This window comes from Streptococcus sp. Marseille-Q6504, assembly GCF_965111625.1.
In genome coordinates, this window is the sequence record NZ_CBCOON010000007.1 from 53305 (window position 1) to 79843 (window position 26539).

The following is a 26539-nucleotide window of genomic DNA, read 5'->3' on the forward strand; positions in this document are numbered from 1 at the left end:
CTCCTATTCTTCAAGATGAATGTGTCTTAGTTGGCCGTCCCAAGCTGGTAGAGCTGTTTTTAAAAAGGCTGGAACTAGTTGGAAATCCTCAAGCTTGTTCAAGTCAATCCACTCACAAGGTTGCCTTTTCTCATCTTCCTGCATGGTCAACGGTGCATCCTCAAGTAAATCCACCAGATAATGAAACTCGATGTTGTGAAAATAGACACCATCTTCTTCAAAACGATTTTCAACCACGAAAGCTAGCTGCCCAGCTTGAGCTTTGACACCCAATTCTTCCCTCACTTCACGGACTAGGGCATCTTCCGTACTTTCATTGACTTGGATCGCACCGCCAATAGTGTAATACTTGTCCTTATCTTTGGTGACTAGGAGCTTGCGGTTTTGAAGAATCAAAGCTGTCGCCCGAACGCCAAAAACCGTATTTCCCACTTTTGTCCGAAAGTCTTGCTGAGTCATTCTTGTCCTTTCCCTTAAACGACACAAAAATAGTCAAAACTCGTAAGAAGTGCAGGACAAAAAAGCCTGCAACATCCATGAGCTTTGACCATCATTTCTATTGCTTTTATTATTGTAGCAAATTGAGAACATTTGTCAATCTATATGTACTGACAAACCTTGCCATCGCGGTAGGCATTGTCAATCAAACCACCACCGAGACACTCTTCACCGTCGTAAAAAACAACTGCCTGTCCTGGTGTAATGGCGCGTTGTGGCTCCGCAAAGATGACCTCTGCCTGATCCCCTTTGACATGAACAGTCACCTTAGAGTCAGGCTGACGGTAGCGGAATTTAGCCGTACATTCTAATGTAAATTCCTCTGGCATGTCACGAGTAAAGTGGACATGACTGGCTTCTAAGCTAGTTGACATGAGCGAATCATGGTAGAAGCCTTGGCCTACATAGAGAATGTTCTGGCTCAAATCTTTACCGACAACAAACCAAGGAGCATTGTCACCGCCGTGTTGTCCACCGATCCCGAGTCCGCCACGCTGACCGATCGTATAGTACATCAGACCAGCATGCTCACCCATATCGCGACCATCCACAGTCATCATTCGGCCAGGCTGAGCTGGTAAGTAGTTGCTGAGAAATTCTTTAAAGTTCTTTTCTCCGATAAAGCAAATCCCTGTTGAATCTTTCTTCTTAGCAGTCGCAAGGCCTGCTTCTTCTGCTAGTCTGCGAACTTCAGGCTTTTCCAAATGTCCCAATGGGAACATAGTCTTTTGTAATTGTTCTTGCGAAAGTTGACTGAGGAAATAGGTCTGGTCTTTGCCATTGTCCACGCCACGAAGCATGTGAACGATGCCGTCCTCATCACGCGCCACTCGGGCATAGTGCCCAGTCGCTACATAGTCTGCTCCCAAGGTCATGGCATAGTCCAAAAAGGCCTTAAACTTGATTTCCTTGTTACACATAACGTCTGGATTTGGCGTGCGTCCTGCACGGTATTCCGCTAGGAAGTACTCAAAAACGCGGTCCCAGTACTCTTTTTCAAAATTGACAGAGTAGTAAGGAATGCCAAGTTGGTCTGCCACTGCAGCCACATCCTTGTAATCTTCGGTCGCCGTACAGACGCCGTTTTCATCTGTGTCGTCCCAGTTCTTCATGAAGATACCGATCACATCGTAGCCCTGCTCCTTGAGCAAGAGAGCCGTCACCGACGAATCAACACCACCACTCATCCCCACGACAACACGTGTTTTAGAGTTATCACTCATGGTAGTTCTCCCATCTATTCGTTTATTCACGATTGAAGGTCGTGTTTGCTATCACGATTGAAGGTCGTTTGAGCAGTTTTCATTATAACATGCTTGGTTAGAGAAGACAAGGAAGATGCTGACAAACTATCAACCTCTTCTGTCAATACATGAAGATAGGATACAAAAGAAATCAATTCATTCCTAAATCTCTATTCTCTTTAAAAACTTATTTTTAAAATCAACTAAAAATGATATACTTTAATAAGGAGGAATGCGCACATGATTCCATATATACACCATCATCCATGTGCGTAGAACTAATGTGAACAACTACAAAGATATTCTAAAATCAAAAAATACTATTTTTATTATTACACTTATTGCAGGTATTGGACTTTTGACAGGCTTAGTCCTCCATCAAGAAAAAATCCAAGCAGAGAGAGGGAATGTTGCTCTCATCAAACAACAAAAAAATCAACAAGATGTCGAACAAGTAAAAAACGCCATTAAAGACTTCAATATTGATTCTGAAACCATTATAGAAGATTGGAAAAAAATTCAAGAATTAAAACCAACTACTGATGAAGGCAAAAAGACATTAGCAGACTTTCTCGCTTCTACTGCCGATAAAGTCACAAATCATTATAGTGAAAAAGCTTTGAAATTAGATATAAAGGATTCTGATAGCCAGTTTCAAGATAAACAAACACTTGAGACAGCCATCACTTCCTTGCAAAAAATAATAGACATCATTAAAAACATTAATTCTGCCAGCGACCAAGTTGCTCTTGAAGAAAAGATAAAACCAATTCAAGAACTAATCTCTAAATTCCAAAAACAAGTTGAAGTCTTGACCAAAAAAGAAGAAGAAAAAACTACCCAAACAGAAACGACTACTAGAGATGCCGGAATAGAAGCCAGCCGTTCAGAAGATAGTAGCTATATTCAAAGCTATCCAGAAACAAATGGAAGCATATCTAATTCCCAAGCACCTGCAGCTGAGCAGTCTTCATCTGGTAGTACTAGTAGTGGAGGAGATAATAGCGCTAATACAGGAGGTCAAACTGCTGATTCTTCAGGTTCTCAATCAGAGTCTAATAGCGTTACAACCAGTTCGTCTAACTAATAATTTAGATGGCGAAATCCCATAAACTTGTAAGCCCTCAACACCAATGTTTATAATGATCTCTCATCAAATGCAAATACACAAAAAGAGCCTTAAACGGCTCTTTTTTAGGGCTCTATGATATTGGTAGCAGGTTAATTCCCTATAGATATTATGGAGCCAATTATTGATAAAAACTTTAGTCATCTTCGTCTCTATAAAAATATTTTCTATACACCCTTGAAAATATCAAAATTAATGCCCATATCGTACCAAGAGCTATAATAATAGAATTTATTGGATCTATTTCAGTATGTCCAATCACTAGTCCAATTATTGGACTAGTAGACATGTTTAGATATAATAAAAATGACAAAATATGATGTTGTTGCTGAATCTCTCAACTCTTTATCTTTACAATGGTGATAAGTTACTTTGCAAACAGCTTTGCTACACTCTCTTGGAGGAAGCAAAAATAAGCAAACAGTATGACACACTTGCGTTTTCCTATATTCGTATAGGCATTTGTACTAATGATGCTCAGTTGATACAAAATGGACTCTCCTTAGCTAAGCTAGTAGAAGATGAACACTTACTAACAGAACTAGAGCGAGAAGTTGATATCTTTGTAAACAAAAAAGAAAGTCATTGAGACTTCCTTTTCTATATCTTCTTAATACCAACCGTTGTTAAGCCAGAAGTTCTTGGCAGCTGTCCATGAACCGTAACGTCCTGCAACATAAGCGTCTGCCACACGTTCTTGGTTTTCAGCTGAGTAGTCGCCGTTCAAGTAAGAATCTGTCAATTGGTAACGTCCGATGTAACGTCCGTTTGTCGCTGTGTAGCTACCACCTGATTCTTTTTGAGCGATCCATTCTTTCGCTTCTGCTTCAGATCCGCTTACAGTTGCAGCTGGAGCTGAGTAGCTTTCTGCTGCTGCAGGTGCTGAAGCTGGAGCTTCGTAAGTTTCTTCATATGTAGTTTCTTCTACAACAGTTTCAGCAACTGCTGGAGTTTCTTCAACTTCTGCTACAGGAGCTTCTGTTGTTGTAGTTTCAGCAACTGGAGCTGCCCCATCAATAACCAATACTTGGTCAATAAAGATAAGGTCAACATTTTTAATGTTGTTCAATTTAGCTAATTTTTCAACTGTTGTGTTGTATGTCTCAGCAATTTCTGAAAGAGTATCTCCAGGTTTAACTGTATAAGTTTTTGTTTCTTGTGCAAAAGTAAGTGATGGTGCAAGGAAAGCAAGTACAACTGCAAATCCTGCAAGTTTAGTCTTAATGTTTAATTTCATTTAAAAAAGTTCTCCTTCTTTCTTATACTACCATGATACCTTTCTAATGTTACTATTTGTTAACGAATTTGTTTAGAAATGTTACAAAACTGTGATTTATTTACTTAAAAAAGCCACTTTTTGTTACAAAACCCTTGTTATAAAAGCTTTTTAATCTTTTTATATATTTCAGAAAGTAATTAAGCACTTACATCTAATCTTTGCTATAATAGAAGTAAGAATCTTTTTAAGGGGAAACAGATGCAATCACTTCGTTTTCAATCTGTCTTTGATATCATTGGACCAGTCATGATTGGGCCATCTAGTAGTCACACGGCAGGAGCTGTTCGTATCGGTAAAATCGTTTCATCTATCTTTGATGATACTCCTACCGAGGTTGAATTCCAGCTTTTTAACTCTTTTGCAAAAACCTATCGTGGACACGGGACAGACCTTGCCCTTGTAGCTGGTATTTTGGGAATGGATACGGATGATCCTGAAATTCCAAATAGTTTAGAAATTGCCCACAAGCGTGGCATTAAAATCGTGTGGACCATCCAAAAGGACAGTAATGCTCCCCACCCAAATACTACGAAAATCACTGTTAAGAACGATCATAAGACTATCAGTGTAACAGGGATTTCAATCGGCGGTGGAAATATCCAGGTGACAGAATTAAATGGTTTTGCCGTATCTCTCAACATGAACACTCCTACCATCATCATCGTTCATCAGGATGTTCCAGGTATGATTGCTCACGTGACAGAAGCTCTTTCTCGCTTTGGCATCAATATCGCTCAAATGAATGTAACTCGAGAAAAGGCTGGAGAGAAGGCCATTATGATTATTGAAGTTGATAGTCGTAACTGTGAAGAATCTATCGAAGAGATTCGGAAAATTCCTCATTTGCACAATGTCAATTTCTTTCAATAGGAGAAGATATGTTTTACTCTATCAAAGAATTAGTCGAACAAGCCGAACTTGATTTCCAAGGAAACGTTGCTGAGCTCATGATTACTACTGAGTTTGAGCTGACTGGGCGTGAACGTGAAGAAGTTCTTCTCCTCATGGAACGCAACCTCGAAGTCATGAAAGCTTCCGTCGAGCTTGGTCTCAGCGAAAAGAAATCTCGTAGCGGTTTGACTGGTGGTGACGCTGCCAAGCTCGATCATTACATCAAAAAAGGAAAGACCTTATCAGACTTCACTGTCTTGTCTGCCGCCCGTAACGCCATTGCCGTTAATGAGCACAATGCCAAGATGGGCCTTGTGTGTGCAACACCAACCGCAGGTAGCGCAGGTTGTCTTCCTGCAGTTCTCACATCTGCTATTCAAAAGTTAAATTTAACGCATGAACAACAACTAGATTTTCTCTTTGCTGCTGGTGCTTTTGGGCTCGTCATTGCTAACAATGCCTCTATCTCAGGAGCCGAAGGAGGTTGCCAAGCGGAGGTGGGGTCAGCTTCTTCCATGAGCGCTGCTGCCCTAACTCTAGCTGCAGGTGGAACTCCTTATCAAGCGAGTCAGGCTATCGCCTTCGTTATCAAAAACATGCTCGGTCTTATCTGTGACCCAGTTGCAGGTTTGGTTGAAGTTCCATGTGTTAAGCGTAATGCCATGGGAGCAAGTTTCGCCTTCATCGCAGCCGATATGGCTTTAGCCGGTATCGAATCAAAAATCCCAGTTGATGAAGTCATTGATGCCATGTACCAAGTAGGCTCTAGCCTCCCAACTGCCTTTCGTGAAACTGCCGAAGGTGGTCTCGCAGCCACACCGACAGGCCGTCGCCTTCAAAAAGAAATCTTCGGTGAATAATTTCAAGATTACTAGGAGAATCAATGTCATCCTTATCAGCTATCTTTTTCGACTTAGATGGAACCCTTGTGGACAGCTCTATCGGTATTCACAATGGCTTCACCTATACTTTTGAACAACTGGGAGTCCCTAGTCCAGACGCAAAAACCATCCGTGGTTTTATGGGGCCGCCATTGGAAACTAGTTTCGCTAGTTGCTTACCAACTGAGCAGATTGAGTCAGCTATCCAGCTTTATCGTTCCTACTATAAGGAAAAAGGAGTTTATGAAGCTCAGCTCTTTCCACAAATCAAGGAACTACTCACTGAACTAGCTCAACAATATCCTCTCTATATCACGACAACAAAAAATACTCCGACAGCAGTCCATATGACAGCTAATTTTGAAATCGATCATTTCTTTGACGGCATCTATGGTTCAAATCCTCAAGCAGTGCACAAGGCAGACGTCATTCGTCAAGCTTTGGCAACTCATAACTTGGATCCAGAAAAAGTGGTCCTTATCGGAGATACAAAATTTGATATGATTGGTGCCCAAGAAACTGGCATTAAAAAACTAGCGGTTACTTGGGGGTTTGGTGACGAGAAGGACCTCATGACCTATCAACCTGACTGGGTCGCACATCAACCAGCAGACATTTTACGTCAACTACAATAGAAGATTTAAACAAAAGCACTCCAACTAAATTGGAGTGCTTTTTTAACTTGTTGATAATAAAATACAAGAAGTCCAAAACAGATTCAACCGTAAAACAAGAATCTCTTAGTTCTTATCTGATTCTTCGAATGGTGTATCTTCAATGGCTTCTTCATTTTTGACTGCTTGAGGTTCACTATAGTTTACCACTTCAGTTTCTTTTGTCGGCATAGCGAGAAGAATCAAAAGAGCTATCCCTCCCACCATTGGGGCAAAGCGAAGGAAGATAAAGGCCCAGTGAAAACCAGCATCACGCAGACGGCGAATTGTCAAAGCTATAGTCGGCACTAAAATAGATAGATAAAAAACTACATAAATAATGGCAACTAAACCAAAAATCATGAAAGCAGCTTCGCTGGCTGAATCGCTCACTGAATCCATCACGGCACTAAGAAATACAGTGTAGATATATATAACCCAGAAAGGAATAGAAAGGATGAAATTTCCTAACCAAACCCACCAGTAATCTGGACGCGTCGAACGACCAGTGAACTCTGCATATCCTTTAAAGAAATTTTTATACGCGTTAATCATACAATACTCCTAATTTTTATGTTTACTAGTAGATATTAAACTATACAGTTATAGAACACTCCCAAATCTAGTAAAAGATCTGGGAGTGTTAGCAAATTATTCGACAAGACTGAAACTTCTTCGTTCTTGTAGCATTCTTCAGATAGTTGAATTTATCATTAATCCTTTGTCGGCATAGCCAATAGCACCAGAAGAGCGATGCTTCCAACAAACGGAACAAAACCAACGAAAATAAGTGCCCAATGGAAACCAGCGTCACGCAGGCGACGGACTGTCAATGCAAGACCAGGTAAGAAAACTGCCAAGCCCAAAATGATATAAACAAATACGAGTAAGCCCAAAGTCATAAGAGCAGCTTCGCTATCTGGATTTGCTATTGCAGCACCGTATGCCATGTAGAAAGGAATAGAAAGGATGATGTTTGCCAACCAAATCCACCAGTAATCTGGGCGTGTTGAACGTCCAGAAAAATCTACATAACCTTTAAAGAAATTTTTAATTGCGTTAATCATAATATACTCCCTTTTATTGTTATTTGTTATATTTTACCATATCTGTTCACTTAAAGCAAATATGTTCAAAATCACCTAGAAATCCCTTTAAATATAGAAAAAAAGATATTACCTGTCGCCTCCACTTAAAGAAGATTTGACAGATAATAGCTTATTTTTTATATTTAGTCAACATGTGTTGTTTCATTAGCAAAAGCTATGATTGCTCTCTTCAATTCAGAACCCTGCAAGGTACGGAACTCTTCAATCTTCTCATTGATCATCTCAAGAGGCATTACATTTACTTTACCAACAAAGATTTTGTCCATTACTTGATTATCAACTAGTTCAGTTGATACAAGCAACTCTTCGTATAGTTTTTCACCTGGGCGAATACCTACTTCTACGATTGGAATTTCATTTTCAGTATGACCACTGAGTAGAACCATTTTCTTAGCCAAATCGTAAATGCGTACTGGTTTGCCCATATCAAGGATAAAGACTTCTCCATCCTTTGCATAAGCACCCGCATGAATTACCAAGCGACTAGCTTCTGGAATGGTCATAAAGTAACGAGTCATTCGGAAGTCTGTCACCGTTACAGGCCCACCTTCAGCAATCTGACGTTCAAAGACAGGAATTACACTACCACGGCTACCGAGTACGTTACCGAAACGAACCGCACAGTAGGTAGATTGGCTACGTTGATTAAATCCAGTGACAATCAACTCAGCCACACGTTTAGTTGCTCCCATTACGTTTGGTGGATTAACGGCCTTATCTGTCGAAATCATGACCATTTTTGGAACTCGAGCAGCGTCAACTGCCTTAGCAACATTATAAGTTCCAAGGATATTATTCTTGAAGGCTTCTTTTGGATTGCGCTCCATCATCGGAACATGTTTATGGGCTGCAGCATGGTAAACAATCGCTGGTTCGTACTGTTCAAAAACTTGAAGCAAACGATCGTAATCTTGAATATCAGCAATGACAGGAACAAAGTCAATTCCCTGGAATTTACGAATCAATTCATGGTAAATCAGATAAATAGAGTTTTCTCCATGACCGAGCAAAACGACACGTTCCGGATTGAAGCGACTGACTTGACGGCAAATTTCTGAACCAATCGAACCTCCGGCACCAGTTACCAAAATCGTTTTATTAGTGATTTCAGAACCCAGACGTGATTCATCAAGCTGAATCTCTTTACGTCCCAACAGGTCCGTGATATCAATTTTCTGGAAACCACCTGCTTGAGGCTGGATACCTTGCACAACTGACTCAATCATCGGCATTTTGAAGCATTTTACACCGATACTGTTACACATTTGCAGGATTCGTTCATATTCAGATGGATCTAGAGACGGAATCGCAACGATAACTTTTTCAACTCTGTAGCGTTTAGCCAATTCTGGTAGATCATCATAAGACCCCAAAACTGGGATTTTCCCAAGTTTTTGTCCTTTTTTCTTTTCATCATTATCCAAAATCCCAACTAGTTCAAGGTCACTAGTAGGATGTTGGTAGCTGTTCATAAAGAGCGCGCCACCATCACCAGCACCAATCAAGAAGGTGCGACGGTGTTCTCCAGCTCCATTTCCCTTTTTACGTCTTGAGTAAATCAACTGCCAAGTGATACGAGGAAGTAGAATCAAGAATGTTGTTAATAGGATAAAGAGTACGATAAAGCGGATAGAAAAGAGCGGCAAGAAAGCATAGCAGATCACATAAGATAAGATACTACTGATAGTTACTCCGAAGAAAATCTTCATGAAATCTGTTATTTTGCTATATCGACTAATACTAGCATTAAGCCCCCAGAATCCAATCATCAGTTGGTAGAAAATGAAGGTTAGACCTGTGTAAATGACATAGTCTACCGGGGCTGGATTGATCAAGCCATAAAATAGAATATAGGAAACAATAATTGATAAGACCATACTGGCAATATCAAAAAATCCCCAAAATATTTGTTTCTGTTGTTTATTTAATACTTCAACCAGATCAATTACGTAATCTGTTATTTTTTTATTCATGTGAATGGTATCCTCCTACACAGAATCACATTTTCTAGCAGTGATAAGATATAGTTTTAAAATCCTATCAGCTAGACATTACTTGCTTTTTCTTAGAAGTTTCAAAAATATAAACTGTCGCACAAATCCTGGACATAGGGCAACGACAACTTGGATTAAAACACTTTTCAGATATTCGCCATAAGAAATCTGTCCACGAGCGTGCATTCTCTTTCGTGCTTGGCGATAGAGTTTGAGATAGCGAAGACCTCCACGGCGTTCAAACATCCCCGCTCCCACGCGCACCTTACATAGAATTTGATCCACATTTCCAGTTCGAGCTCCTGCACTAATCATATTGAGCCAGAGAAGATCATCTTCCATATAAAGGCCATCCTCGTAGTTACCAGCTTTGAGAACCATTTCTTTTTTGAACATAACAGTCATATGATTAAAGGCACTTCTCATACGTTGGTAGGCAATGATATCCTCATGCTTAGTCGGTACACGACGGTAAGACACAATCTCGTCAGGTTGGTCGATAAACTCTGCGATATGACCACCTAGCAGGTCCAAGTTTTCTTTTTCCATCAATTCGAACTGTTGTTCGAAACGGTCTTCAACAGCAATATCATCTGTATCCATACGAGCAATGACGTCATATTGGCACTGTAAGACACCGTACTGAAGCGCTAAACCTAAGCCGCGATTTTGCTCAAGAGGGCAACGTTTGATTGGAATACTTGACTGTGCTTCCAATTTCTCCAAAACTTGATACAGTTCAGGTGTCAGCGGACCATCTTCGACGATGACCACTTCGCTAGGTTTGAGCGTTTGATGTATGATACTCTCTATCGCCTCTTCTAGAAAGACTGGATTTTCTTTAACATAGACTGACATCAGGACGCTAAATTTACGATTTTCAGACACAGTAGTTCTCCAATATATAGATTTTCTTTCACTATTTTATCACAAATTTCCAGACTTTCCTATTTTTATTTGAATCCCAGAAAAAAACTAGTAAATATATTGTCCTTATTTTCTATGATTTCTATCGGCTACGTAGCGAATCACGTCAGGTCAACTTGACATCTTTAGGAAAAAAAATTAAAATAAGCTGTTATCAAAATCAGCTTACTGAGGTTCACATGAAAAAACGAGCACTCTTTTTTATTCTAGGAATTATCTTAATTGGAGCGATCTTAAGAGCTCCTTTCACAGCTTTACCAACTATTTTGGGAGATATTGCCCAAGGTTTAGGCGTGGAAGTTAGTTCACTTGGTGTTTTGACCAGTCTCCCTCTCTTGATGTTTGCCCTCTTCTCCTCTTTTGCGACTCGTTTGGCTCAAAAAATTGGACTCGAGCACCTTTTCACCTATAGTCTTATCGTATTGACCATCGGTTCAGTGATTCGTATCTTTAATCTTCCTCTACTCTATCTAGGGACTTTACTCATCGGAGCAAGTATTGCAATCTTTAACGTGCTCCTTCCTAGCGCCATTCAGGCCAATCACCCACAAAAGATTGGCTTTCTGACAACCATCTATGTGACCTCTATGGGGATTACAACGGCTCTTGCTTCCTATCTCTCTGTACCGATTACTCAAGCAAGCTCTTGGAAAGGCTTGATTCTCTGTTTATCCTTGGCCTGTCTACTAACTTTAATTGTCTGGTTCCCCAATCATCGTCACAATCATTTTCTAAAAGGAAGTGAGAAAAAACAAAAGAAAGAGAATATCTTAAAAAATAAGGAAGTTTGGGCTATTATTGTATTCGGTGGACTTCAGTCCTTACTCTTCTATACCAGTATGACCTGGTTACCTACCATGGCAATCAGTGCTGGCTTATCTCACACAGATGCCGGTCTTTTAGCTTCGATCTTTTCTCTGACTAGTATCCCCTTCTCGATGACTATTCCAAGTTTAACGACTCGTTTGTCCAATCGTCACCGTCAAATCATGCTGACAGTCATCTCTATCGCCGGATTGCTTGGAATTGCCATGCTCTTATACCCGAGCAACAGCTTCCTCTACTGGTTAGTAGCGCATCTCTTGATTGGTACTGCCTGTAGCGCTCTTTTCCCTTATCTCATGGTTTGCTTCTCCATCAAAACTAGCTCGCCTGAAAAGACAGCCCAATTGTCTGGACTTGCCCAGACCGGAGGCTACATTTTGGCAGCTGTCGGTCCAACTCTCTTTGGTTACAGCTTTGACATGTTCCATTCCTGGATTCCAGCTGTACTGGCTCTTCTAGCTATTGATATCATCATGACAATCTCCCTCTTTATGGTAGATCGAGCAGATAAAATCCTCTAATCTTCTAGTTTTCACTAGAGGATTTTTTATATGTAAAAATTTTATACATATTTCTTGACAGGGCTTACATTTAGTTGTATGATGTATGTGTAGAATAATTATATATAAAATTTTTATATACTAAAAAGGAGGTGCCCCATGTATTTTCCGACATCAGCGGCTTTGATTGAATTTCTCATCTTGGCCATTCTAGAACAAGGGGATTCCTATGGTTATGAAATTAGTCAAACCATTAAACTCATTGCCAAAATCAAGGAATCTACCCTCTACCCCATCTTGAAAAAACTGGATACCAACCGCTATCTGACTACATACTCTCGCGAATACCAAGGTCGGATGCGGAAATACTACTCCTTAACAGAGATTGGGGAGGAGCAACTATTTGTACTCAGAGAAGAGTGGACACTCTACACTGACACTATCAATGGCATCATAGAAGGGAGCATTCGCCATGACAAGAACTGAATATTTGAATCAGCTTGAAGCCTATCTGATGAAGCTTCCTCAAGCTGATCGCATCGAAGCCATGGACTACTTCAAAGAACTCTTTGATGATGCTGGTCCAGAAGGTGAGGAAGAGCTAATGACTAGTCTGGGAAGTCCAAAAGAGGCTGCCCATGACATCCTGACTACACTTCTTGATAAGAAAATCAACGAAGAAAATTCCAATAAGAACAACCGTCAGGTTTTACAAATCGCAATCCTCGCACTTCTGGCTGCACCTATTGGGATTCCAGTCGGGATTGGTCTTCTCATGGCTATCATCGGGATTTTTATCGCTGCGGTTAGTGTACTTTTAGCCTTCTTTGCTGTATCAGCAGCTGGACTAATCCTAGGAGGCGTTCTCCTATTTGAAAGCTTCTACGTTCTGGCTGAATCGACATCTGCTTTTATGCTGATTTTTGGTGGAGGTTTGCTAGCTCTTGGAGCTTCATCCCTAGTCTTGCTGGCGACTTCCTATGTGACCCGTTTCTTTGGAATACTAATCCTTCGACTTATTCAGTGGATTCTTAATAGAGGAAAGAGAGGTGAAAGTCATGCGTAAATTAACAAAAGGATTTCTTATCTTTGGTGTTGTTACTAGTATCATCGGTTTTGCCATGATGATCATCGGCATCCAAACCGATGGTGTCAGAAGCCTCCTTGCAATGTCACAAAAACCAGTCTTTGAGAGCCGAATGGAAGAGCTCGTTTTTGATCAAGATATTGAAAATCTTAACATGTCACTGACAGAACATTCGTTAGTCATTAGAGAATCTAGCGATGACAAGATTCACCTTCAGTATCATCCAACCTTCTCTGAAAAAGAAAATCTTCAACATTCTATCAATGAAAAAACTCTTGAGATTTCAGACACCAAGTCAACTACTCGTCGCTCTATAGGTTCTAGTATCGAGGGTATCCTATTTATCGCAAGCGGAGTCTCTAGACGTAATGACGAAGTCGTTCTATCACTACCAAAAGGAAGAGAATTAAAAAACATAACTGCCCAGGTCGACCACGGTGTCCTTTCGATTGCCGATGTAAAAGTCAGCAATGCCAAGATCCAGTCAAATGGCTATCTTCTTCGTATCACTAATAGCGAGATCAAAAACAGCCAACTGACTACAGCTGGAATCGTCAATGTATTTGGAACAAGTCTAACAGATAGCCGTATCCAAGCAGAACATGAACATATCTCTGCTGACGACATCCAAGTGCACGGTAAGGTAGAATTTGAGGCAGAAAATGACATATCGCTCATGTTATCAAGAAAAGAGCTTGAACGAATCAATCTCAATCTTTCATCAGAATACGGAGCTATTTATCATCGAACTCGAGAAGGAGTGAATCCTGCCCAGGGAAATAATGTAAATAGGGACGAAGAATTCTCAAATCCTTACAAAGTAGAGAAAAAAGATACGCAAGATCTCCTCGTCGTAAAGGCAGGTCAAGATATCAACATTCCAGACGAACCGGATCGCTCACCTAATTCGAGAGATCATGAATAATAGTTAATCATTACTACTCAAACAAGAAATAAAAAAGGAGGTCCCATCATGACTCAAGAATGGTTCGAAAGTGCTGATTTCGAGAAAACAGCCAACAATGAGAAAAAAGAAAGTCCATCTGATCCAGTCATTCCCGAGGAAGAACTAAAAGAAAAAGAAGAGTTGCCAGTGGTTGAAGAAAGCCTTCAAGCCAACCCTGAAGAACAAGAAGCTGACCTAGAGAAAGTAGAGAGTGACGAACACGAAGAAAACGTGGAAAATACAGAAAAGATAGACAAGTCAGAAGAACCTGTAGAGACTGAAGAACAAGAAGAACTGGCAACAAAGACAGACCAAACAGAAAAACCAGTTAAGGAAGCACCTCAGCCTAGCAAATCTTTGGAAAGTCCATTTGTCCCAGATCCTGTCCCGACAAAAACTACAATCTTCAAAGAAGAATTGGCTGATTTTTGGGTCTGGTTACAAGGTGCTCTCAAAGAGCCAACAGCAAGCATTGGTTCAGATAAAAAACATAGTTATAACGCCTTTGCACTACTAACTATCTTTTCTGCTACAAGTTTTCTCTTTATAGTTTATCACGCCAAACAAGGCTACTATGGTCGTATGGCAAGCATCGATGCTCACTTCATGGAACAATTCCCATCTCTCAATCTCTTCTCGGTCTTCTCCATCCTAGTAGCGACAAGTCTCTTCTTCTTTTCAATTCTCATGGGTGGATTCGTAGTCAAACGTTTTGTCGATCAGGACAGTGATTGGACATTAGAAAGAGCCTTTCAAGCACATAGCAGACTCTTGGCTATCCCAGTTCTCTTGACAGGTATTGCTAGTTTCTTCGCTCTTTTTAATGGTCTACGATTTGCAGTATTGCTTTGCTTGATTAGCATTGGTCTGACTCTCTTGGCCAATCTCTACTTCATCTCAAGACCTAGCAAGGATAGTCAAACCGATCCTTTCTATCGCCTTCTCTTAGCTTTCCTAGTCAACGGTGGTGTTCTATTTCTCTTCTTTCTAGCAGAAATGGCTCTTGTTTTTGACTATCTTCGAATCCTTGCTTTTATGTAAGATAAAATCCTGTCAAATACTGACAGGATTTTTTTGTGTACACAAAAAGCAGATCAAACGATCTGCCTTTTCACATTATTTAAAACTAATATCTTTCATTTAGGCCTCTAGTTACCTTTTACTACGTTCTCAAAATCTTCCCCTGAAACAGGTCCTACTTCTACTTGGTTAGCATCTAAGTCCTGATAAAGTTCTTTTGGCAAAGCTCCTAAAAAGGTTTGATAATCCAGTCTAGCTATCGCTTCATAATCTTCTGGTTTTGAGCCATCTCCAGAGATTTTTACCAAATCAATCTCCCAAACAAGTTCCTTGCCTACCAATTGCTCAACGTAAGGAGCTGGAATCACTGGTTCTTTTGGCAAAATGGTTTTTACTCCCTGAGCTAGGTGGTAGACCCCATGAACCTTACCTTCACCATCTGGATAGAATTTAGCACTGGAAGGATAGGCATCAGACCCTTGAACTTTCTTGACCAACTCTTCAAAACGTGCCAAGCCATCTTCTTCCAAGAAACTTTCCAAATCCTTCTTATCAAAGTAAATAGTTGATAGAATACCCTGACAGAAACCTAAACGAGCAGCCTTATCCGCTAGATAGCTCTTAACCGTTTCTTGGAAATAGTTTTCCAAATCAAAGTCTGCCAAGCCCTCAACTGCTTCACCAACCTTGCTAGACAAAGCCCGCAAGAGCCCTTCTACAATCTCCCAGTCAGCTCTTGTGATAAAATCAGGAATAACAACTTGATAGCCTTTTTGAGCATCTAGATATCGAACTTTAAAGAGAAACTGAGATTTTCCCACAACAGCACACTCGATATACTCCAGACGATTGAGAGGTTGACGGAGGTAAACAGCATCATAACTATGCGACTCTAGGCCTTCTACTAAACCTAAAATTGATTTAGCTGTAAGAATCTCCTGTTGCCCTAAAATACTTTGTTTATTTGGAATAAAAAATGTCTTCACCATAATGGTCTCCTTTGAAATCGTTTACATATAGTATACACCATTTTCCTGAAAGATGCAGAAACAAATTTAAGATTTTTTAGTCAAAAGCATAGAAAAACAGCCCTTTAGGACTGTTAATATTTATTATACAACTTCAGAATGGTCTAGGCTCTCACCAATTGCTGCTAGACGCTCGATGACTTGATCTTGTGTCAATTCATGTTCTAAAACATAGCGATTACGTGGGTGAACACGACACTCGTGTGAGCAACCACGGAGATATTTATCTTCGTTCTCTTCTGATGCCAAGATGCGGCGGTTACAGAATGGATTTCCACAGTTGACATAGCGTTCACATGGTGTTCCATCAAACCAATCTTTCCCTACGATAGTTGGATTGACATGGTTGACATCGACTGCAATACGTTCGTCAAAGACATACATTTTCCCATCCCAAAGTTCCCCTTGAACTTCAGGATCTTTCCCGTAAGTGGCAATTCCTCCGTGTAATTGACCGACATCTTTGTAGCCTTCACGGACCATCCAACCTGAGAATTTCTCACAGCGGACTCCACCTGTACAGTAAACAACGACACGTTTATCCATGAATTTTTCCTTGTTATCACGAACCCATTGTGGTAATTCACGGAAGTTGCGGATGTCAGGACGGATAGCCCCACGGAAGTGTCCAAGGTCGTACTCATAGTCATTACGAGTATCAAGGACCACTGTATCTTCATCTAGGAGGGCTTCTTTAAATTCTTTTGGTGACAAGTAAGCACCTGTTGTTTCAAGAGGATTGATGTCGTTATCAAAGTTATCATCCTCTAACCCAAGGTGAACGATTTCTTTTTTGTAGCGAACAAACATCTTTTTGAAAGCTTGCTCACTTTCTTCGTCAATCTTGAACCAGAGGTCTTCCATACCTGGAAGGCTGTGAACGTAGTCCATGTATTTTTGCGTTGTTTCGTAGTCACCAGAAACAGTTCCGTTGATTCCTTCGTCAGCCACTAGGATACGGCCCTTGAGGCCAATAGACTTACAGAAAGCCAAGTGGTCAGCCGCAAATTGTTCTGCGTTTTCGATGGGAACATATTTATAGTAAAGTAAAACACGAATAGGTTTTGCCATAAGATTCTCTTTTCTAAGATTAAATTATCAGAATTTTTCATTCAACTATACCAGTATACTCCCTCAAGAAAGCGAATGCAATTTATTTGACCGAAAAATAAAAAACAAGACCCATTTTCAGATCTTTTTTCAGCTGTGCTTGTGTCCAATCTTATATGTCAGAGTAGATATCTAGATACAAATACAGATAATTATATGTATTGACCAAAAAATCACCACCCCGTCTGGAAATATCCAGACAAGGCAGTGATTGCATCTTTTAGGAATGAATACACGAAATCAATCTATCTTAAGATTTTTTGTTTTTCAAGAATTCGTCGTATTGTTTTTGCATTTCATCCAATACTTTTTGGTAAGCACCTTCAGATTTAAGTTTTTCCATCAATTCTGGAATAGCTTTTTCTGGGTCTACAGTACCAGTGTTGATAGCTGTATCGAATTGTTGCATAGTGTTAGTGATAGCTGAGATTTCAGATTTCACGTTGTCAGTGTTGAAGATGAATCCAAGCGCTGGAGATTCTTTTGCAGTTTCCAAGTCTTTCTTAGATTGTGCAATTTGTTCATCTGTAACGTTTTCGTTGATGTAAAGGATCCAGTTGTTACCAGTGTTCCATCCTGACATGTGAGTGTTTCCTTTGTATCCATCGAGAACTTTAACACGGTTTTCTTTACCTGGAACTTTTTCCCAGTTCTTGCCTTCTGGTCCATAAACAAGTCCGTTCAAGAGTTCTGGGTTAGTGTTCAAGAGGTTCAACACTTCCATTGCTTTTTCTTTGTTCTTAGAGTTGTTTGAGATTACAAAGTTTGCAACTTGAGTTGTTTGGTTTTTCTTGATGAAGTTAGTAAATGGTTTGATTTGGATGTCTCTGTTAGCAACACGAGAAAGCAAGCTGCTACCGTAGTCAGCTGGTCCCACTGTTTCTTCACGAACAAGCCAAGTATCTTGAGTAAGGTCATATGAAGTATCACTAGTTGCTACGTCTTTTGGAATGTATCCTGCTTCATAGTATTTGTGCATAGTCTTCAAGTGTTCTACGAAACGAGGAACTTCGTAACGGTTTACGATCTTAGTAGTGTCGCCTTCAAGGTCGATGACGAATGGAAGACCATTTGCAACTGGGTAGTCAAAGTTTTCTGATGGAATAAAGTTTTTACCAACAGCGAATGGCACTACATCTGGAGCTTTTTCTTTAATTTGTTTCAAGACTGGTTCAAGTGTTTCGTATGAAGTTACACCTGAGATATCGATACCATATTTTTCAAGAAGTGGGCCGTTGAAAGCAAAGTTTTGTGAAGATGCAACGTTGGCTGCAACTGGAACTGCATAGATTTTACCATTTACAGTGTTACCTTTGATGTAAGCTGGGTCAAGTGCTTTGTAAAGGTCAGCTCCTTCTTTCTTGTACAATTCTGTCAAGTCAGCATAAGCACCTTTTTGAGCGTTTACAACGTAGTTATCTGCAAATGCGATATCATAGTTTTCACCTGATGAAGTGATAACTGACATTTTCTTACCGTAGTCACCCCATCCAAGGTATTGGATATCTAATTTAGCACCAACTTTTTCTCCGATGATTTTGTTTGCATTCTCTAGCAACTCATCCAAGTTATCTGGTTTGTCACCGATTTGGTACATTTTGATAACAGTTTTGTCACCTGAAGCTGAGTCAGCAGCTTTTTGGTTGTTACCTTTAAGGTTTCCACAAGCAGCGAGGCTAGCAGCTAAAGCTACAAGGCTAGCAGATGCAAAAGCATATTTTTTCCAGTTTTTCATGATAAAAACTCCTTTTTTTATTTTTAAATTTAAAACAATTTTAGTGATCTACTTTTCAACAAAGAAAAGTTAGATAGGGGTAGAGAAAGCTTGTTTCTCAGTGTCTCTTATTCTTTAACACCACCGATAGTTAAACCTTTTACAAAGTAGCGTTGGAAGAATGGATAGAGAATCGCAATTGGAACAGTCGCAACTACGACCATGGCCATACGACCTGTTTCTTTTGGTAGGGCAACTGCAAGTTGTCCTGACATCCCAACTGACTTAGCAATGTAATCCATGTTATTTTGAATTTGCATGAGCAAATATTGCAATGGATACAAGTTGTCACTCTTGATGTAAAGAAGGGCATTGAACCAGTCGTTCCAGAATCCAAGTGCTGTCAACAGTGTGATAGTCGCAATCCCTGGAAGAGAGAGTGGTAAACAGATTTGGAAGAAGATCCGTGCCTCGCTAGCACCATCGATACGAGCTGATTCGAGGATTGCTTCTGGAATGGTTTTCTTGAAGAAAGACCGCATCAACATGATGTTGAATGGTGATAGAAGCATCGGAACAATCAAGGCCCAAATAGTATCACCAAGGTGAAGTAACTGAGTTACCACGATATAGCCTGGTACCAAACCAGCATTGAACAACATACTAAGAAGAGCAAAGATTGTAAAGAATTTGCGATACTTAAATGTTGAACGTGAGATGGCATAAGCGTATGTTGTGGTGATGAATACGTTTGTCAAAGTTCCAACAACTGTCACAAAAGTTGAGATAAAGAGCGCTTGTAAAATCTTATCTTTGAACTGCGCCAAAAACTCAAAGCCATCTAATCCAAACTTAGAAGGGAAGAAACTGTATCCATTTTGGACGATACTCTTCTCATCTGTAATTGAGATAATGATAACAAAGATGAAAGGCAAGATACAAGAGAAGGCTAGCAAACCAGATATGATACTAAAGAAAATATCTGCTTTTTTGCTGAAGGAGTGTATGCCAACATTATCAATTTTTTCTTTTTGAATTTTTTTTGCCATATGCTCCTCCTTTCTAGAATAGTGCCGAGTTAGGATCAACACGTCTTGCAAGTAAGTTTGATAGGATAACCAGAATCAAACCGACAACTGACTGGTAGAGGCCGGCTGCCGAAGCCATACCGATATCTGCTGTTTGCGTCAATCCGTTAAAGACATAGACGTCCAATACGTTTGTCACACTATAAAGGGCACCTGAGTTATGTGGGATTTGGTAGAAAAGACCGAAGTCTGCACGGAAGATATTTCCGACTGCAAGGATGGTCAATACTGTCACTAGCGGTGTCAACTGAGGAATGGTTACGTTACGGATACGTTGCCATTTGCTAGCACCGTCAACTGTTGCTGCTTCGTAGTAAGTTGGATCAATACCCATGATGGTTGCGTAGTACATAACACTACTATAACCGAAGCCTTTCCAGACACCTAGGAAGAGGAGAAGAAAAGGCCAGATGCTTACATCAGCGTAGAAGTTAATCCCCTTCATTCCAAAAGATTCTAGGGTACGGTTGATAAGCCCTTTATCGATGTTTAGGAAAGCATCTGTAAAGAAACTGATGATAACCCAAGATAGGAAGTAAGGAAACAACATAGAGGTTTGGTAGATTTTAACCATTCTCTTAGATCGAAGTTCACTAAGGATAATGGCAATACCAACTGATACAATCAAACCGATAAAGATAAATCCAAGGTTGTAAAGTACAGTATTTCGAGTAATGACAAAGGCATCTTTTGAACTAAACAAGAACTTGAAGTTATCTAGTCCGACCCATTTACTATTTATAATACTGTGGACAAATCCTTCACCAGTCATATGGTAGTCTTTGAAGGCAACCACATTCCCAAAAACTGGAATGTAGAAGAATAAAATCAACCAAATTGTTCCTGGTAGAACCATTAAGAGAAAAATCCAATTATCTCTTAAAGTTTTTGAAAACTTATTCATAATTTCCTCCCTTTTTATTTTTTTAAAACTTCATAATCTCACATTTTTAGTTTTGATAACGTTTACAAAAATAGTATACTCTTATTTTTAGGACAGTTTAAACTACAAATTATAGAAAAAACTCCACAAATTATTTTATGTGGAGAACTTTTTTATATGAGAAGTGTGTTTCACGAGAAACATTCTGCCTGAATAGAGTTTTTCTAGGTCGTATAAATAGTCGAAGCTGTCGCAATAGTATGCCACTGGTTGGCTGTCGTTGCTGCGAAGTCCTTATCTGCGTAGAAGTCAGTAAATGGAAGAATTTCGACTTCTAATTCTTCGATGCGATCAATTTGACCAGCCAAATAAGCCTCGATACGGCTTTCTGCTCGCTTAATTCGTTGCAAGAGCCCACCCATACGGATATCTACTGTATCCAAGCCAAAGACCTTGTTTTCTTTCAACCATTGCTGGCTAAAGAGCTTGTGGAAGGTTTCAATCTGGCTTCTTATTTTTGGTAATTCCTCCCTAGCAATTTGTTGCAAGCTCTCTTTATCACCTGCATGATAGGCTTGACGAATGCGTCGTCCCACATCCACCTTGCCACTTAAAATAGCATTCAACTGGGCCTGAGTTTCGAAAAGATAAGCGTAGACTCCAGCTTTTTCTTTAATAGTAGCAAGAGTCTCAGCTGCTTGGGCAAAGTGTGGTTTGTCCTGTTCAGGGGTCATGTGCTTATCAAGGATTGGGCAAAGAACATCCTGGTAAAAGACATAGCGATTGGGGTTGATCCCGCTGAGATTATCTGGTAGATCTGGCAAAAGGTTGGCAAGATCAAGTTGCATGAAGTCCTCAACCGATAAACCGGTATTGGTCTTGAAATGAGCTGATAAACGGTCTAAATCATTGCGGTAGCTGAGTTCTGCCCAGATTTGTAGACTTGGCAGAATAGAGAACTGAGCTGTTTCACCACCATTATCTCCCCAACCAGTCACAATGACTTCCTTGATCTGATTAGCACGGCAGGCTTTGTTAGCTTCGACAGCGATGAGACGACTGAAATGGTTGTGTGGTGTGAAACCAATCCACTTCCAAGCACCACCTGCAAAGGCAACATCCTGGCTAATCTTGTGGTGATTACCGAAGTTACGGTTGTATTTTTCTTCGCTATCCTGATAATAATCCCAGTAAACCAAGGTCACACGGTCTTTAAGGCGGTCAAGAAAAACTCGTGTTTCCTCTGGAATTTCGACATCACGGTCGTACTGGCCATCTGCTGACATGAGTTTGAAGAACATATCGCTCCACATCTGGCAGTGGAAACCATACTTGTCTGCAATATCCAGCACGCGCTCCAAATGTTGACACATGAGGAGACTACGGTCCACAACACCGTTTAAGATGAGATAGCGACCCAAACCAACCAAGTGGGCTTCGTCCATGCCGATATTAACCTTGCGTGTTTGTAGTTTAGACAAAGTCGCAAACATGCCGTCGATTAGGTCGTAAACTTTTTCTTCGCCGATGAGGAGAATGTCCTCTACATCACGAAGTTGCTGGACTTCTTTGACACCCCATTTGACAAAGGCTGATAAGTGAGCCAAGGTCTGAATACAAGGAACAAAAGTCATATCAAACTGCTGGGCATAGACTTCGATTTCCTGTAATTCTTCAGCTGAATAAGCCCCACGGAAATAACCAAAATAAGGTTGCCCTTCAATCTGATAGGTGTCTTCCATATAAAGCTCAAAGGTTGAGTAGCCCATCAGAGCTAAGACTTCAATCATCTGCTTGGCAGATGCAACATTTAGAACCGCATTTCGCGAACAATCCGCCATGTAGGCTAAATCTTCATAAGCCGCTTGCTCCTCAATCTCAACCTTGTCACCTTCTGCTAATGCTGTTGCGAGAACAGACAAGGCGCGATAGAGTTGGTGAGGTTTGCGATAAGTCAATTGATATTCTCCGCCCTCACCCTTGATAGAGATAGAAGCTTGGTCAGACTGAGCGACAGCCACTTCTACATCTGGTAGAGAAATGTGCTTTTGAAGTAAGTCTATAGCTTGCTGTTGTTTACTGCTAATTCCGGTAAAATTTACCATTGGTTTTCCTCCTGTAACCAGTTGACAAGGGCACCGTAGAGATTGGCATCTGCCTGATAGGTGCAGGCTTGGATCACTGGCGCAATTGTATACTCTTCATATCTTTCCACAAAGGTGTCTACTGCTTTTTGCACACCTTTGATAAAATCTGGGTTTTGACTGATAGAGCCACCTAAGCTAATCACATCTGGATCAATCAGGTACTGGATATTGAGCAGTCCTTGAGCTAGATTACGATTCATACGCTCAATGGCTTCTTGGCAAAGGGCATTGCCTGCTGCAGCCTCTTGGTAAACCTTTCGGCCATCCCAATCGGCTTGACCAGATTTTTCGATAACATAGCGAACCATGTTTCCTGTAGAAGCTAATAGTGACCAGTTGTTGAGTTTTTCTGCTGGTTCGATAGTAGTCATGTAACCAAACTCTCCACCCAAGCCATGGCGACCACGATGAATTTTGCCATTGATAATCATAGCACCGCCAATCCCTGTGCCAATGACAACACAGGCTGCATTTTCAATCTCAGGATGAGCCAGCAGTTCACTTAGTCCAACACAGTTGGCATCATTTTCTAGATGGACAGGTAGTTGGTGATGAGCAAGCGCTTCATACCATGAAAAACCATGGATGTAAGGAATGGCACTGACCCCCTCAATCACCCCGGTTTCTTGATTAACTGCACCTGGCACACTCATAGCAATCCCACGATAGTCCTGTTCTGACAAGCGTTGGTCCAACCAAGCCAACAAATCTTCTAAAGTTTCTGGAGTTGGAGTGCTGGTCTTATCTAAAATCTTTCCATCAGGAGTTAGACTAGCAAACTTAATGCCAGTCCCTCCGATATCAATTGTTGCAATGGTCATTGCTTTCACCTGCAAAAAGGAGCGAATCAGCAGTTGGTTCTTACTTTTTCGCTCCTCCTTTCTTTTTATGTTTACTTTTTGAAATTAAATATCTTCTTTTTGAATCAATTCTGTACGAATTTCTTGTGGTGCCAATAGTCCTGAATGGACTGGGTATGGGCGTTCCAACAAGTCAAGAATAGTTTGTTGTTTTTCAGACACACTGATATTTTCTTGACTCATGTTGTAGTAACGAAGGACATAACCTTCTTCATTCTCAGCCACCTTAAAGGCTGTTGGGCAGACTTGTGGCAAACTGAGTGCCGGATGGTTAAAGAGGCTACCCGTTGCTGCAACGCTACCCTCTTGTTTTGCAACTTGAAGAGCTGTAAATGGCACCTGGAAGGCTTTGGCACGACGGAAAGCTGAGAAGCGTTCCCCTGCTTGGTGACATTCTACTGCAAATTCAACTTCGATATCACGCAAGCACTGAGCTTCCGGCGTTGGGAAGTAACCCCAGTCACCAAGTTCGCCTGAAGCACGGAGAAGGGTTACAGCCATGGTGTCGTCTCCAAGGATTTCGTATTCATGCAATCCTTTATTGGATACGGTCACTCCTTTTACATCATCATACAAGCTTACAAAGGCTTGTTGGTGTTGTGGATTTTCAGGATTTTCCCAAGAAGCTGCTGGTTTATTTGGTCTTGTCACAACTTCATAGATGCTTTCAGAATCATTGCTTGAACGAGTGTTATGAGTTTTCACCAAGAGACGGATGCGGTGATCCTTGGCTGTGTTAGTAAAGCGAGTTTTAAAGCGAATCTGTGGATTGTCCACAAAGACAGTCATTTCTGTTTCAAGAGGAATGGTGGTCAACTCTTCTGAACGACCTGCATCTCGTTTCATGAACTCGATGATACCTCTTTGCTCCGCATCCAATTTTTCATCTGCACTGACTGGAATGGTCAAGTCATGTTTGAGCAATACCTTAGCATAGCGAGCATTGTTTTCTAAGACTTCATAGCCTTTCAGTTGAGCATAAATTGGCTCAGTTCCTTTCGGCTGGAAGTAAATGTACTCGTTACCAATATCTCCACGGTCCTCGAATTGAATGAAATCTTCGTAAGCTTCGTTAGTAGTCTTGTCGTAGAGTGTAATTCCTTCATCTACACTCACTGTTACGAATGGTGTATCAATGACTCCATTTTGGTAAATACCATCACGATGATCTACTTGACCTTCGACCAATTGGAAGCTTGCCCAAGAAAGCGGTGCAAGGTGGACTGGGATTGTCACGCGCACTTGGCGTGCAATATATGGTTGGCGGAATTTATCCTTAGGCAAAGTATAGCCAAAACTTGCTCCCAAGTCTTCAATCTTGGCTTCAAGGACATGGCCATCCAAATCTTCAACATGGTAATCTGGCAAGATCACGGCTGCCATCTTCTTGTAACCTTCAGTCGGATGCAATTCTTTAAAATCACAAGTCACAACATCCACTACAACACTAACTGTATCAACCTTGTCATGTAAAGCTGTGTTGACAACGGTGAAGAGGTGATCGCTATGCGCATTTTGAGTAGCTAATTTACCCTTCCATTCGTTGAGAAGGTTAGTCTTAACAAAATTCCCGACTTGATTAACCTTTGCAAAACGAGTTTCCATTTCACGGTGAACTTCGTCAATACTACAACCACAGATACTATCGTGCGGTGCATTTTGCAGAAGTACTTTCCAAGCATAGGTCAATTGATCCTTGTGGTTGTGTCCACCAGTGATAATGGTTAATGGTTCCACCACCTGCTCTAACAAGTTGCTATTCTCTTGGAAGGCTTGTTTGAGGTAAATACGGGAAGAAGATGTGTTAGCAAGAGTATACCAGCCATCCGTTTCCTGGCTAGTCAACTCACCTGTGACCGTTGATAATTGTTCAGGAAGGGCACTTTCCAGTGCTTGGACATATTCGTCAAATGAGCTATGAATAAAGGTCACGTCAGGGAAGAGCTCGTTTGCCACACGAATGGCTTCGCTCAGATTTCTCTGAACAGGCTGGTGGTCACAGCCGTTCATCATCAACCATTGGTTGGTCGATGCATAGTCACGAACGTCTGCTAATTTTTGCTTCCAGAAAGTCAAGGCTTCGTCTTTATCCACTGGAATTTCATTTCCGTTACTGTACCAGTTAGCAAAGAGAATACCGAGGACACGACTTCCATCCGCACCTTGCCAGTACATCTCAGAAAATTGAGAGGTAAACTGTTCATCTTCAAGGACTTGATTGTCAAATCCGATTGGCTTGACACCGCGACCAAAGGCTGCTACGTGAATACCTGATTTTTGAAGGATTTGAGGAGCCTGCCCCATATTTCCAAAAGTATCTGGGAAATAACCAATTTGAGTAGATTTGCCCCATTTGGCACATTCCGCTTGTCCAATCAAGGTATTGCGGACGTTAGCTTCACTGGAAATCAAGTAATCATCCTGCAAGATATAGAAAGGCCCAATCTTCAATTTGCCTTCGTCGATATAACGCTGCACCCTGTCACGGTTTTCAGGGCGAATTTCTAAATAGTCATCGAGGACAATGGTTTGTCCATCTAGGTGGAAGCTCTTGAACTCAGGATCATTTTCAAAAAGATCAAAAAGATTGTCAAAAAGTTCCACCAATTGCATACGGTGACTTTCAAAAGGTAGATACCACTCACGATCCCAGTGACTGTGAGAGATGATATGTACAACAACATTTTCCATGAGTAAAACCTCATTCTAACTTAAATTTAAAAATA

26 protein-coding genes are annotated in these 26539 nt (G+C 40.8%); 10 read left to right on the forward strand and 16 right to left on the reverse strand.

The genetic code is table 11. From position 1 onward, the window contains the following. Positions 1-3: 3 nt before the first annotated feature. Together ACWPUA_RS06975 and mnmA are read right to left on the reverse strand one after the other, a co-directional pair. On the reverse strand, positions 4-459 hold the full coding sequence (locus ACWPUA_RS06975; RefSeq protein ID WP_454380018.1) for an NUDIX hydrolase: 456 nt from the start codon (positions 457-459) through the stop codon (positions 4-6). 140 nt (positions 460-599) lie between these two features. After that, positions 600-1721, reverse strand: a complete 1122-nt coding sequence (gene mnmA, locus ACWPUA_RS06980) for a tRNA 2-thiouridine(34) synthase MnmA (RefSeq protein ID WP_454380020.1) — start codon at positions 1719-1721, stop codon at positions 600-602. A 304-nt stretch (positions 1722-2025) separates the two neighbouring features. Here mnmA and ACWPUA_RS06985 point away from each other — a divergent pair, with 304 nt between their 5' ends. Continuing rightward, positions 2026-2829 carry a hypothetical protein gene (locus ACWPUA_RS06985; RefSeq protein WP_006149033.1) on the forward strand — a complete coding sequence of 268 codons (804 nt, stop codon included), beginning with the start codon at positions 2026-2028 and terminating at the stop codon, positions 2827-2829. Positions 2830-3007: 178 nt separating this feature from the next. On the opposite strand, the gene ACWPUA_RS06990 is transcribed toward ACWPUA_RS06985, so the two are convergent. After that, positions 3008-3205, reverse strand: coding sequence for a hypothetical protein (locus tag ACWPUA_RS06990; protein ID WP_414170747.1), 198 nt, complete (start codon positions 3203-3205; stop codon positions 3008-3010). Between ACWPUA_RS06990 and ACWPUA_RS06995 the strand changes: the two genes are divergently transcribed. Next, complete coding sequence (locus ACWPUA_RS06995; protein ID WP_414278340.1) at positions 3188-3460, forward strand: hypothetical protein; 273 nt, start codon at positions 3188-3190, stop codon at positions 3458-3460. The genes ACWPUA_RS06990 and ACWPUA_RS06995 overlap by 18 nt on opposite strands. A 21-nt stretch (positions 3461-3481) precedes the next feature. On the opposite strand, the gene apf is transcribed toward ACWPUA_RS06995, so the two are convergent. Then, the gene (apf, locus tag ACWPUA_RS07000) at positions 3482-4108 is read right to left on the reverse strand and encodes an aggregation-promoting factor (protein ID WP_036756293.1); all 627 of its coding nucleotides are present in this window, start codon (positions 4106-4108) and stop codon (positions 3482-3484) included. A gap of 240 nt (positions 4109-4348) precedes the next feature. On the opposite strand from apf, the gene sdaAB reads away from it, so the two are divergent. Genes sdaAB through ACWPUA_RS07015 form a run of 3 tightly spaced genes read left to right on the forward strand, consistent with a single transcriptional unit; the run spans position 4349 to position 6557 of the window. After that, complete coding sequence (gene sdaAB / locus ACWPUA_RS07005) at positions 4349-5020, forward strand: L-serine ammonia-lyase, iron-sulfur-dependent subunit beta (protein ID WP_195183513.1); 672 nt, start codon at positions 4349-4351, stop codon at positions 5018-5020. Positions 5021-5028: 8 nt separating this feature from the next. Beyond that, entirely contained in the window at positions 5029-5901 is an 873-nt protein-coding gene (sdaAA, locus tag ACWPUA_RS07010) for an L-serine ammonia-lyase, iron-sulfur-dependent, subunit alpha (protein ID WP_414268836.1), read from the forward strand. 23 nt (positions 5902-5924) lie between these two features. Next, positions 5925-6557 (forward strand): HAD hydrolase-like protein, encoded by a 633-nt coding sequence (locus ACWPUA_RS07015; protein WP_454380025.1) that lies wholly within the window; start codon positions 5925-5927, stop codon positions 6555-6557. 105 nt (positions 6558-6662) lie between these two features. On the opposite strand, the gene ACWPUA_RS07020 is transcribed toward ACWPUA_RS07015, so the two are convergent. The 4 genes from ACWPUA_RS07020 to ACWPUA_RS07035 form a co-directional block, all read right to left on the reverse strand. Further along, positions 6663-7130: a DUF805 domain-containing protein gene (locus ACWPUA_RS07020; protein ID WP_454380027.1), complete on the reverse strand. Its 468-nt coding sequence runs from the start codon at positions 7128-7130 to the stop codon at positions 6663-6665. Between the two features lie 158 nt (positions 7131-7288). Beyond that, positions 7289-7642, reverse strand: coding sequence for a DUF805 domain-containing protein (locus tag ACWPUA_RS07025; protein WP_314945763.1), 354 nt, complete (start codon positions 7640-7642; stop codon positions 7289-7291). A 164-nt stretch (positions 7643-7806) separates the two neighbouring features. Further along, entirely contained in the window at positions 7807-9657 is a 1851-nt protein-coding gene (locus ACWPUA_RS07030; protein WP_454380029.1) for a polysaccharide biosynthesis protein, read from the reverse strand. A 78-nt stretch (positions 9658-9735) separates the two neighbouring features. Next, the gene (locus ACWPUA_RS07035; RefSeq protein ID WP_254727262.1) at positions 9736-10566 is read right to left on the reverse strand and encodes a glycosyltransferase; all 831 of its coding nucleotides are present in this window, start codon (positions 10564-10566) and stop codon (positions 9736-9738) included. Positions 10567-10784: 218 nt separating this feature from the next. Between ACWPUA_RS07035 and ACWPUA_RS07040 the strand changes: the two genes are divergently transcribed. The 5 genes from ACWPUA_RS07040 (at position 10785) to ACWPUA_RS07060 (ending at position 15004) form a co-directional block, all read left to right on the forward strand. Continuing rightward, positions 10785-11951: a CynX/NimT family MFS transporter gene (locus ACWPUA_RS07040; protein ID WP_454380032.1), complete on the forward strand. Its 1167-nt coding sequence runs from the start codon at positions 10785-10787 to the stop codon at positions 11949-11951. Positions 11952-12089: 138 nt separating this feature from the next. After that, positions 12090-12416 (forward strand): PadR family transcriptional regulator, encoded by a 327-nt coding sequence (locus tag ACWPUA_RS07045; protein ID WP_006149048.1) that lies wholly within the window; start codon positions 12090-12092, stop codon positions 12414-12416. Next, entirely contained in the window at positions 12403-12996 is a 594-nt protein-coding gene (locus ACWPUA_RS07050) for a DUF1700 domain-containing protein (protein ID WP_254724771.1), read from the forward strand. The genes ACWPUA_RS07045 and ACWPUA_RS07050 overlap by 14 nt, the downstream gene beginning before the upstream one ends. Next, the gene (locus ACWPUA_RS07055) at positions 12989-13942 is read left to right on the forward strand and encodes a DUF4097 family beta strand repeat-containing protein (protein WP_254727257.1); all 954 of its coding nucleotides are present in this window, start codon (positions 12989-12991) and stop codon (positions 13940-13942) included. Before ACWPUA_RS07050 ends, ACWPUA_RS07055 begins: the two co-directional genes overlap by 8 nt. Positions 13943-13990: 48 nt before the next feature. Next, positions 13991-15004 carry a DUF6574 domain-containing protein gene (locus ACWPUA_RS07060; RefSeq protein ID WP_036756326.1) on the forward strand — a complete coding sequence of 338 codons (1014 nt, stop codon included), beginning with the start codon at positions 13991-13993 and terminating at the stop codon, positions 15002-15004. Positions 15005-15111: 107 nt separating this feature from the next. On the opposite strand, the gene ACWPUA_RS07065 is transcribed toward ACWPUA_RS07060, so the two are convergent. From ACWPUA_RS07065 to ACWPUA_RS07100, 8 genes are all read right to left on the reverse strand, one after another. Next, positions 15112-15972, reverse strand: coding sequence for a DUF4299 family protein (locus ACWPUA_RS07065; protein ID WP_368910459.1), 861 nt, complete (start codon positions 15970-15972; stop codon positions 15112-15114). A gap of 123 nt (positions 15973-16095) precedes the next feature. After that, positions 16096-17082: an oxygen-dependent tRNA uridine(34) hydroxylase TrhO gene (gene trhO / locus ACWPUA_RS07070; RefSeq protein WP_454380036.1), complete on the reverse strand. Its 987-nt coding sequence runs from the start codon at positions 17080-17082 to the stop codon at positions 16096-16098. Between the two features lie 289 nt (positions 17083-17371). Then, positions 17372-18856 (reverse strand): ABC transporter substrate-binding protein, encoded by a 1485-nt coding sequence (locus tag ACWPUA_RS07075; RefSeq protein ID WP_454380038.1) that lies wholly within the window; start codon positions 18854-18856, stop codon positions 17372-17374. A 107-nt stretch (positions 18857-18963) separates the two neighbouring features. Continuing rightward, positions 18964-19884: a carbohydrate ABC transporter permease gene (locus tag ACWPUA_RS07080; protein ID WP_254724778.1), complete on the reverse strand. Its 921-nt coding sequence runs from the start codon at positions 19882-19884 to the stop codon at positions 18964-18966. Positions 19885-19897: 13 nt separating this feature from the next. Then, positions 19898-20827, reverse strand: coding sequence for an ABC transporter permease (locus tag ACWPUA_RS07085; RefSeq protein WP_454380041.1), 930 nt, complete (start codon positions 20825-20827; stop codon positions 19898-19900). A 203-nt stretch (positions 20828-21030) separates the two neighbouring features. Then, on the reverse strand, positions 21031-22911 hold the full coding sequence (locus tag ACWPUA_RS07090; RefSeq protein ID WP_454380043.1) for a beta-N-acetylhexosaminidase: 1881 nt from the start codon (positions 22909-22911) through the stop codon (positions 21031-21033). Next, complete coding sequence (locus ACWPUA_RS07095; RefSeq protein WP_454380045.1) at positions 22905-23774, reverse strand: ROK family protein; 870 nt, start codon at positions 23772-23774, stop codon at positions 22905-22907. The genes ACWPUA_RS07090 and ACWPUA_RS07095 overlap by 7 nt, the downstream gene beginning before the upstream one ends. Positions 23775-23858: 84 nt before the next feature. Further along, complete coding sequence (locus ACWPUA_RS07100; RefSeq protein ID WP_454380047.1) at positions 23859-26504, reverse strand: alpha-mannosidase; 2646 nt, start codon at positions 26502-26504, stop codon at positions 23859-23861. Positions 26505-26539: the final 35 nt, after the last annotated feature.